General features: G+C 47.0%; 14 protein-coding genes. 5 read left to right on the forward strand and 9 right to left on the reverse strand.

Features of this window, described 5'->3' with window-relative positions:
- A partial coding sequence (locus B7L70_RS10630) for a DMT family transporter (protein WP_143701631.1) occupies window positions 1-417 on the forward strand: 417 nt, incomplete at its 5' end.
- Between the two features lies 1 nt (window position 418).
- Here B7L70_RS10630 and B7L70_RS10635 read toward each other — a convergent pair.
- Together B7L70_RS10635 and B7L70_RS10640 are read right to left on the reverse strand one after the other, a co-directional pair.
- Window positions 419-1,054, reverse strand: a complete 636-nt coding sequence (locus B7L70_RS10635) for a TenA family transcriptional regulator (RefSeq protein ID WP_081228106.1) — start codon at window positions 1,052-1,054, stop codon at window positions 419-421.
- A 26-nt stretch (window positions 1,055-1,080) separates the two neighbouring features.
- Entirely contained in the window at window positions 1,081-1,815 is a 735-nt protein-coding gene (locus B7L70_RS10640) for a tRNA(His) guanylyltransferase Thg1 family protein (RefSeq protein ID WP_238376214.1), read from the reverse strand.
- Between the two features lie 267 nt (window positions 1,816-2,082).
- On the opposite strand from B7L70_RS10640, the gene B7L70_RS10645 reads away from it, so the two are divergent.
- Window positions 2,083-2,559 carry a PaREP1 family protein gene (locus B7L70_RS10645; protein WP_081228109.1) on the forward strand — a complete coding sequence of 159 codons (477 nt, stop codon included), beginning with the start codon at window positions 2,083-2,085 and terminating at the stop codon, window positions 2,557-2,559.
- 8 nt (window positions 2,560-2,567) lie between these two features.
- Here B7L70_RS10645 and B7L70_RS10650 read toward each other — a convergent pair whose 3' ends face one another.
- From B7L70_RS10650 to B7L70_RS10665, 4 genes are read right to left on the reverse strand one after another with little or no spacing between them, the layout of a single operon-like run.
- Window positions 2,568-3,287, reverse strand: a complete 720-nt coding sequence (locus tag B7L70_RS10650) for a purine-nucleoside phosphorylase (RefSeq protein ID WP_081228111.1) — start codon at window positions 3,285-3,287, stop codon at window positions 2,568-2,570.
- Window positions 3,288-3,292: 5 nt separating this feature from the next.
- Complete coding sequence (locus B7L70_RS10655) at window positions 3,293-4,384, reverse strand: DUF711 family protein (protein WP_081228114.1); 1,092 nt, start codon at window positions 4,382-4,384, stop codon at window positions 3,293-3,295.
- Window positions 4,385-4,427: 43 nt separating this feature from the next.
- Window positions 4,428-5,351 (reverse strand): iron-sulfur cluster loop, encoded by a 924-nt coding sequence (locus tag B7L70_RS10660; RefSeq protein ID WP_081228117.1) that lies wholly within the window; start codon window positions 5,349-5,351, stop codon window positions 4,428-4,430.
- A gap of 38 nt (window positions 5,352-5,389) precedes the next feature.
- Window positions 5,390-5,554 (reverse strand): 30S ribosomal protein S14, encoded by a 165-nt coding sequence (locus B7L70_RS10665; RefSeq protein ID WP_013336226.1) that lies wholly within the window; start codon window positions 5,552-5,554, stop codon window positions 5,390-5,392.
- Between the two features lie 90 nt (window positions 5,555-5,644).
- Here B7L70_RS10665 and B7L70_RS10670 point away from each other — a divergent pair, with 90 nt between their 5' ends.
- Window positions 5,645-6,619: a 2-hydroxyacid dehydrogenase gene (locus tag B7L70_RS10670; RefSeq protein ID WP_081228120.1), complete on the forward strand. Its 975-nt coding sequence runs from the start codon at window positions 5,645-5,647 to the stop codon at window positions 6,617-6,619.
- A 53-nt stretch (window positions 6,620-6,672) separates the two neighbouring features.
- Entirely contained in the window at window positions 6,673-6,969 is a 297-nt protein-coding gene (locus tag B7L70_RS10675) for a 4a-hydroxytetrahydrobiopterin dehydratase (RefSeq protein WP_081228123.1), read from the forward strand.
- Window position 6,970: 1 nt separating this feature from the next.
- Here B7L70_RS10675 and B7L70_RS10680 read toward each other — a convergent pair whose 3' ends face one another.
- The 3 genes from B7L70_RS10680 to B7L70_RS10690 are packed head-to-tail and all read right to left on the reverse strand — an operon-like array spanning window position 6,971 to window position 9,243.
- Window positions 6,971-7,237, reverse strand: a complete 267-nt coding sequence (locus B7L70_RS10680; RefSeq protein ID WP_081228126.1) for a hypothetical protein — start codon at window positions 7,235-7,237, stop codon at window positions 6,971-6,973.
- Window positions 7,238-7,284: 47 nt separating this feature from the next.
- Window positions 7,285-8,556, reverse strand: a complete 1,272-nt coding sequence (locus B7L70_RS10685) for a thymidylate synthase (protein ID WP_238376213.1) — start codon at window positions 8,554-8,556, stop codon at window positions 7,285-7,287.
- Between the two features lie 48 nt (window positions 8,557-8,604).
- Window positions 8,605-9,243, reverse strand: coding sequence for a site-2 protease family protein (locus B7L70_RS10690; RefSeq protein WP_081228132.1), 639 nt, complete (start codon window positions 9,241-9,243; stop codon window positions 8,605-8,607).
- A 149-nt stretch (window positions 9,244-9,392) separates the two neighbouring features.
- On the opposite strand from B7L70_RS10690, the gene B7L70_RS10695 reads away from it, so the two are divergent.
- Window positions 9,393-9,748, forward strand: a 356-nt coding sequence (locus B7L70_RS10695) for a hypothetical protein (RefSeq protein WP_143701632.1), incomplete at its 3' end; no start/stop codon positions are given.

Consider the following 9,748-nt stretch of genomic DNA (forward strand, 5'->3'; position numbering starts at 1 on the left):
TTCGATATTGGGGACGCCATGGCAATACTTGGTGGTTTTGTATGGGCCATTGGGACTTACTACTACAGGAGGAACCTTGCGCGGGAGAACTTGGTTAGGTTAAATGCAGCCCTAAGCCTGTACTCGGCCATAATAGCCCTACCAACCCTAGCCCTAAACCCATACTTCCAGTTATCATTGATGGCGTTCACCTGGGGGATCGTGGTTGCGCTCATAGCCCAGGTAGTCGGCTTTCTACTGTGGTTCCTCGGTGTTAGGGACCTTGGACCTGTGGTTGCGAGTTCCCTCTCCATACTAGTCCCGGTGTTCGCCTTTCTATTCGCCTATCTAATACTCGGCAGGGTGCCCACGCCCATGGAAGCCCTAGGCTCTGCCATAACCCTTATCGGAGTTTTACTCTCGCAATTGAGACGTTAAATCACAGGAATTGCGTAGGGTCCATCCTGAGCGATGCATCCCAAAACATTATCTCAAAGACAACGCTATCCCTAAACGCCACCTCCATCTCAGGTGTTATATCATACCTATCCAAAACCCTCAGGAGCGCATTGACCCTGTTCAGATAATCCTCAGAGGCGTAGAAGCTTGCCCAGGCGCTATACAACGGGTTGTTCGTGCTTAGCACATACCTACCGATCTCGGAATAACCCCACATGCACGGTGCCCACGCGGCAAGGAACTGGGGCCAACCCCTCGATGCGTAGTAATGCAAATGCCTCGTGTATGCGTAATTCACTAGGTTAAAGCCCGTGTTATTAACCTCAGCATCCGTTATTGATAATGCATTGAATATTTTCTCATGAACCTCAGCGCCCCTCTCGATATTACCAAACAATGCGTTCAACACGTCAAGGGCCTCACTTAGTGGTGCTCTACCTGCTGCCATTATTACTGCCCTCTGCATTTCCCTAACGTATTTCGTATCTTGAATTAGGTAGTACCTAAAGACGTCCTTTGGTAACGTTCCGTTTCTCAACCTCTCAACAAACTCATGCCTAACATACCTATCCCATAAATCACCTACCAATTCCCTAAGCCTATTGTGAGTGTCCATTACTATTAACCCATACCCAGGGTCTTTTAAGTGTTGGTTCGGCAACTCATTAATTCATTAATGATGTAGATAGGGTTCTTCTCAACAATCCTCCTCCTAACATACCTAACGGGCTTACCACTCCTCCTATCCACACCCTCAAGCTCAACCCTAACCCTAGCTAAGCACGTACCCAACGACTCCCAAGTCAGCCTAGGACCCCCGAGGACCCTAATCACATCCGCAATATTGGGAGTGCCGCCGAGCGGTATTAAGCCACTCCTCTGTGCCCTCTCAACGTGGTAGTTGTTGAAGCCAACCCTAACCCTATAAAGTAAGTATCTAGCCACATCACCACAAGTATCCCTAAGTGGTATAACCCTAGCATCGAAATAAAGAACCCTACCTAATGAGGTACTAACGAGAGCCGATGTGAGACCTGCCATTGAACTAATAAGTTTATATTCACGACCGCTGTAGGGAATGTAATTAAGCAGAAACAGGTTTATCTCATCACTAATCACAAGGGCGTAGTCACCGGCAAAGGTCCTCATCAATTCCTTGGCGGCGTTTATTAAGGCCTTATGAACACGCTCATCCCTAGGCCATGTAAAGCCAGTGAGGGCTTTACCGAAACCAGCCCCATCAAGCCTAACAACGAGGGGTGGCTTAAGTATTGATGTAACAACCCTAGAATCAAAGTCCCCCTCCAACTCCACAGGGTTAACGCTAAGGATAATATCTAACGCATTGCCTATGTTTTCACCCCCATTGTACAGCATCACGTATCACACCCATGACCAATTAATGAAGCGCACTAATTAATTATTGCCTCAACATACCCATGCGCCTTAGCACAGCGCATTTATAAACACCAATGGCTTCATTGAATTAGGTGATGTGGAGGGGACGGACCCGATGGGTGAGGACAGAAGCCCTGCGCGCTGAGTATTCTCATTGTGCCGAGTCTAACCATTCCTGGTTTATTGGTATGGTCATGATTTAGGGTAAGGAATAATAAGTTCGTAAATTCACATTATACAAGCCCTATGGAGCTGACAAAGCCCTGGAGTGACGTGAGGAAGTACCAGGAGGATAGGTTTAGGGAAGCCATGTATGAGGCGGAGCTTGCCGAGAGGTTCCTAAATAATGGTTTGCTCAGGAATGCCGCAGGTAAGGCGTATCAAGCCCTTAAGTCCTACGTTGCTGGTTTAGCTGTAGATTACAGGGACCTACTCTCCAGGTATTTTCCAGGTAAGAGGAGGATTTCGCAGTCTAAGGTTGTTGAGAGGGTTGATTGGATCATAGCTGTAATGCCGTCAAGCAGGTTGAGGGAGGTGGTCTCGATTATCGGCGATAAGGAGCTTAGGCTAGTTACCGAGATAGCCCTGAACCTACACCAATTTCAATACAATGGGTTTGATAGGGATTCAGAGGTGTCTCCCTATTCCAGGGAGGAATTCGTTAGGAGGGATATAGAGTTCATCGTTAATTTCATAAGGAGTAAGCTAGGACGTACCGCATGATTTCAGTCCTAAATATCTATTCTCGTTATTGTGCTGAGGACGGCCTTACCAACCCTCTCGATTATCGGCGATAATTCCTCTGCGGTTAGGAACCTGCCCTCCCTACCCTCGGTCAGGTTGTTACTGACCACGAGTACGGCGCCCGTCCTCACACCCCTGAGCAGGCCTAGTAGAAACAGTATTGCGGTCTCCATCTCAACGCCCAGTATCCCCCTCGAACCCATCACATTCGCCAGGTCTTCCTCGGCGTAGAATGCATCGCTGCTATAAACTGGTCCGATCCAAACCCTAACCCCAGCATCCCTTAAGCCCTGTACTAACGCGGTTAGTGTGTCGTAGTTTGGTACGGCTGGGTAGTTGACGGTGGAACCGAGGTACTGCATGTATATACCTCCAGAGTTGTACGCTGACCCCGTGGGTACTATCACATCGCCAATGCCTATCTCCCTCCTTAATGCTCCCGTTGTGCCGAGCCTTATTATTAGCTTGGCGCCGAGCTTAATCAATTCCTCAATAACAATGGCTGCCGATGGTGCACCAACACCATGCACAGCCACGCTGACCCTGACATCTTCGTACATGCCTGTGTACGTTATGAACCCCCTATTTTCATTAACAACCTTTACGTCAGTTAATAAGCCGGATAATTGCCTAGCCCTGGCGGGATCACCAACGATGACCACCCTCTCCGCCACATCACCCTCGCCAGCCCTTATGTGTATGGGCATTAACATCACCTAAGCATGTCCATTATAGGTGTCGGGCCAAAATCCCCAAGATCCACCTCAGCCTCACCACCTGGGTACGGTATTAACCTAAGACCCAACGACCTACGCTTAATGCTGACTATAGCGTGTAGGTCATGTATTACCCCCTGCACAAGCCCCAATTGATTTGCCCTTATTGGCACCATATCGACACCAGCAACACACGCCATTGTGTACTTAACCAATTTCGAAAATGTCACTAAACCCTCCCTAGCCCTTCCCTTTAACGCCTCATCCTCGGCCAGGGGTAGCATTACCTCGTTAAAGCCCGTGACCTTGAAGCCACTCGATGACTCCCAAATCGCCCTATTAAGATCATAAACCGCATCTAATGTGCCAGGCTCGCCAAACCTTATTCCATAAAGCTTTTCGATCGTTTGTACCACGGAGTCCCAACCCCATGGTGATAACGACACGTCAATGCCCAGGTAATCCACACCGAGCCCCTCGGCAATCCATTTACCAACATCCTCAGCCCTCCTAAACACATTGCTCATAGCCCCTCTTACGTTATCTCTGCTTGTTGTTATATCGTTGGTGTAGAGTATTGATAGGGCTATGCTATGCTTATTACCAAGGTTTATTGAGTCGGGGTAGTAGGGCGTTAATATTGGATCACCAATGAGCGCCGCAACTCGTCTTGAGGCCATCCAGGAACCTGAGTCAATGAGTTTCCTCAGTATATCAATAAATAATGACGTACTATAACCACTCAATTCCTTAAAATTACCAACCCAAATGCTCATGTAACTGTCCGACCTCAGGAATGCGCCCACAAGTCTATCGGTATCGACCTTGAAATCCAGCGGTATGTTCAGCGATGAATGTATGTAACCAAGACCATTACTAACTTCATTAATTAGCATAGCCAATTCCTCATAATTCCACGTGGATTCCATGAATGGTAACGTGACCCTCCAAGTCCTAACCTCAATACCGTAATCTCCACGAACTTTATTTATGAGCTCCCTAAGCCTAACAAGCTCATCTCTAAGCTCGTCTCGTTTGATCCTGCCATTCTCCACCGGGTAGAACAGGGTTACGGCTCTGATGATCATACAATTAATTGATCGGTTGCGGATAATTAAGTATTGTTCCTGACTAGTAGTAATACGTTAGGTAATGCACGTGTTCATTTATAAATGAACCCCTGGAGTATGCTTGGCACGCATTTTTTAGCGGGCATTGATCACACCTCGGCTTATCAACAATGCAGATTGTTCTACCAAGTCTCCATAGGTAATCGTCCAGTGCTATAGGGTCCAGCTTACCAATCCTCACAACCGCATCCCAAGCATCCCTAACGATCAACCTCAACCTGGCATCCAAATCCTTATCCACATGTACGCCCTGCTTTATTAAATCGAGAACCCAATCCTCAAGCCTAACAATACCAAGCCTGTACGCAATCCTGGTCAGGTGATTATCAATGGGTAGCTTGATGTCGTACGCCTTAACCCTGAGTAGACCGCGTGAAGCCAGGAACTTTATGAGTAGGTACGCCTTCTTCCTAACCGGGTCCTCGTACGCGATCATTGATGATAGTCGATCTATTAATTCGTCAGTCTCGGACACGTCGAATAACCTGAGGGTTGTGCCATAGTGCCTAACAACCTTCATACCAACATCCCTAAGCAGGTACGCCCTAACCCCATAATCCCACACAGGTCCATAATCACCAACCAACCAATCCCTAACCGTGATTGGATCCAGCCTGCTCAAACGCGTTGGACTAAAGAATGACCTATCCCTATTGAAGACCTCCATACCCAACCTCCACAATAGGTCGGATCCCGTGAATGCCTCATTACCTATGTTCTTACTAAAGACGTAATTACCAAGGTGGGTCCTGTGGTCTATGGCTACCATCGCCAGGAAGTAATTATACACAGACTCCATATCGGCATTCCTTGGTGGGAAAAACCTGGTATCAAATACATCAGCCCTACTGAGGTTTAGGGAACTCAATGTCCTAGCCACTGTCGCAATCCTATCAATGCTTAGGGATGCTGGGATTCTAGCCACAATCAATAGTTATTGCAACTACCTAAATTAACTTTGGTTTAGTAGTACTTACGAAAACCAAGTTGTGGGGCTACCTCACGGAAGCACCTCCTACATAGGTATAGCCCATACTTCCTAATGACAGCCTCGTGAGTACCACACCTCTGGCACCTAATCACGGCCCTGCCATATTTACGCTCCTTTGGTGGCTTTATCTTCGCCATCTACGTCACGTATAAGCAAGCCAATTTAAAAACATAACTACTCACGAACACGGGATAAACACCTAAAAATGGGTGCCTAAATGCTCATGCGTGGGTAGGGTAGTCCTAAGTACGGTAGAACTACCGGAGGGCGCACGTGAGGTTTTGAGGCAATTAGGTACTGAACTATACGAATTACCCAGGATGGGTGAGGGCGATTTGATGAATGTATTGCCTAAGGTTGAGGTTCTCATGTGTTGGTGCGGTAAGGATTTCGACATAACCAGGTGGGTTGGCTCAATGCCTAATCTCAGGGTAATACAGACATTCTCGGCTGGTGTGGATCATCTACCATTCCAAGCCATACCAGGTAACATCAAGATCTACAGCAATGCCGGAGCCTATTCAGAACCTGTGGCTGAGCACGCCTGGGCATTGATACTGGCGCTCGCCAAGGGTCTCCATAAGCCAACACTCATTGCCAAGGAATACCTTAGTAATGAAATCACAAGCCCAAGGAGTGTGATTGAGTCAACACTGCTCGTACTTGGTACTGGTGGTATTGGGCGTGAGATTGCGAGGATTGGCAAGGAGGGTTTCAGGACCTATAACATCGGCATTAATAGGGGTGGTAGACCTGTTGATTATTTTGATGAGGTTCATAGGACGGATGAATTAAGGAGTGTTATACAGAGGGCTGACATAATAGCCATTGCGCTACCCCTGAATAAGTATACGAGAGGTTTGATTGGCGCTGGCGAATTAAGGCTAGTAAAGCGAGGTGCCATAGTGGTGAATGTCGGTCGCGGCGACGTGGTTAGGGAGAAGGAGCTATACGAAGTACTTAAGGAGAGGCCTGACATTAGGTTTGGCACTGACGTGTGGTGGGTGCATGATGGGCGTGAGGAGATACCACCAAGTGTACCATTAACCGCACTGCCTAATTTCCTAGGAACACCACACATAGCTGGCGGCGCCCAGAGGGATATTGCAGAGAGGGCTATAATGAGGGCTGTGGAGAATGTTGCCAGGTACCTAAGGGGTGAGGTTCCAATAAACGAGGTTAATAGGGACGATTACCTATAGCTGTGGGTAAGCCAACGCGATGGGTTTAATAGCGGCGCATGGGGCAGCAATCAATGGTTAGGTTGAGTAGGGAGGATATCGAGAAGTCATTACCCACCGGTTGGAGGGTTGAGGGCAATTATCTGGTTAGGGATTTGGAATTCAAGACGTTCATGGATTGCATAGCTTTTATAAACGAACTCGCCAGGTTGGCCGAGTCGGAGGAGCATCACCCAGACATGCTAATAGTTTGGAAGCACCTAACCTTAAGGTTAACGACGCATGATGAGGGTGGGATAACGGAGCTCGACATTAAAATGGCGAACCTAATAAATGGGTTGATCGAGAAATGGAAGGATAGGCTGGCCTAGGCTACTCCTCAATCCATTCCTCATAATTGACGACACCAAGGTAGTCATAGAGGATGCCCCTCCTAACGGCTTCCTCGTACAATCGCCAAATTCTCCTGGTGGAGACGAGACCAATGTAGAAGCCCTCCTTCTCAAGCTCGGCCTTGACCTTGTCTGGGAAGTCTATTGGCCTTATGAATGGTTCCTTCGAGAGCACATTCATTATGGCATTGATTATATCGCTATTGTGCGGATACGGCTTTTTTCTACGCTTACCCCTCCTCGTCATCAGGTAGCTACCTAAGTCGATGGTATATAACCTTACCTAATCGTGCCCTACGTACTGTCTTGTTCATAGTTACTAAGTAGGAACGCCCTAGTTATTTCCTTACCCAGATACATTGCATGCGCATATGTTGTAAAGAAATTGCTGTTCTTAAGATACTCGTATGCCTCATTAATTGATTTAAAGAATAACTTGGCATGTAAATCGTGGGTCACCGGTAACCTATGCTCCAGAACCACGCCATCCCCCTCACGGGTAATCACGAAGTTACCTCTTGGATCCTCAACAAACTCCCTAAATATGGCGATATTCCTCCTAACGAACTCCCCAGCCCTGTCGAGATCACTATGCCTTATCCATGCTGAGAAGGGCATGAGCCCTATATAACCAACGCTATACCATGCATTGAATTCCCTATTCAACTCATCAACAACGTACCTAGCCAGTGACCACCACCTATACAGGTTTCTGCACCAATCATTGAGGACATCAACAGACCTTAAGTACACAAGTTGGTTGTAGTAATCACCACTTATCACACCCTGAACAACATAATCATCACCAAACACAACGGCATTTAATGAATGTGGATTTCCCATCAACTCGCTAAGCACCCTATCTCCAATAGCCTTATTAGATTCCTTAAGTGCATGTAGTCCATTCTCATTCAATCTCCTGAAGGGATGAGGCCTACCCACGGAATCTATAATCACCAATGGCATCAGGAACTCCCTAACACCCAACCCATCAATATTGACCTTATCAAATCCGAAATTAAGCACTAAATCCACAATCTTAACCCACGACCTATAGGTATCCCTCTCGTAAATAAACGCACCAGCCAGAGGATACGGCCAATTCCTGATCTCCTCCTCAACAACCTCCACATTAAAAACCGGCCTGCTTGGTGGTTCTGGTTTGTAATTCTCACGTATGACTTTAGTGATTTCTTCGAACCTGCCCAACTTATAGGCTTCCCTAAGGTCCACAAGCCTAATGCTCGACCTAAGTGTTTCAAGTATTTCATGACTTATTAACGGTCTCAGTAAATAACCATCCCTAAAGAACCTAACAACCTGATCCCCAACACCATTAACGTCAACACCAACCATAACTAGGGTGTTTATTCTATTCATACGAGCCAGCGTGCTAAGCATGTAATTAATGCCAACCACGGTGTATAGGTTACCAATGACACCAACCATGTTCAACGCATCACCCAACAATTTCTTAACCTGCCCAACACTGCTCCAAAGCGTTACAATGGCTATGTTGGACTCCCCATTAATGACTTCATAATTTAGCTTCACAACAAGAGCCAAGCACCTAACTATTTATTCCCTATTACCTTACCTAAAATACCGAATTACCTAGAGCATCACTATGAACATGGGTATCATCAATAATACGGAGACTACGAACATGACTACCCAAACCTTAACATTGTTCCTAAAGATTCTAAACCCATCAACCATTATGCCGGGTAGCGCAAGTGGTAGCATATTGAAGAAGCCAAGCCACGCATTCGTGGCGTAAATAATCGATGCATAACTTGAGAATGGAGTAGGCAGCAACAGCGAGAGTGGTAGGAAAATTACGGCAAAGGCTATGTTGGTAGCAGGCCCTGCCAGCGCAATCTTAAGCTCATCATCACGCCTCGGGTAACCCCAAACCTTTGGGCCGATGACCGTAGCGCCTGGAGTAGCTATTATGAAGAATCCCGTCAATGCTGTGACAAGGGCCAGCAATAATCCAACGAACCAAGCCCTAAAGTAGGCTATGTAACCCAACCTCCTGGCAACCTCCCTATGCATCAGCTCGTGACCAAGGAATCCCGTGAGAACCGCAATGAATGTGGCAACTAAACCACCAACATGAGATAGGGTGTGGAACAATATTGCGAAGGCTATGGTCATAGCAACTAACGCAATAACAATATCCCTAAGCTCATGCCTATACGGCCTAAATGACACGCCGTAGTAACCACCACCCCAGTAATTACGCCTCATCATTGGGAATCGCCATCGTACAATTATTAAAACCTATCTTACATTGAGACCCTGCTCATCACATAACCTAGTTCGTAATGACCACGCATAACTCGGGTATTTTAAATGAACAGCTGAGGTAAAAAAGCCCCTAGCAACAAGAACCTTGTATGACCAGAACTAAATACACCTTACTCGCCCTGATGGTTGCTGTAATAATCACCGCAGTACTCATGGTGCCGAGGGTCTTGCCTGGGGTTCATCACGGGTCAGTGAATACGTATAGCCTTGAGGGGCTCCTTAGCGGTGTCCCAACACCAACCGTGTGCATAGTGGGCTATGCCGCGAACCCATACATAAGCAATTTAACAGCCGGCCTGGGCGAGGTCGGTGTACCATACATAATCATCACGGGCATAAGCAATCAAACAATTAGCAGGTGCAGCATCCTAGTAATTAGCAGTGATTGGTTAGAGAATTTAGGTAATGAGTACGGAGGAGTAATAATCAACGCCATGCAGAGAGG

This window comes from Vulcanisaeta sp. EB80 (genome assembly GCF_002078205.2).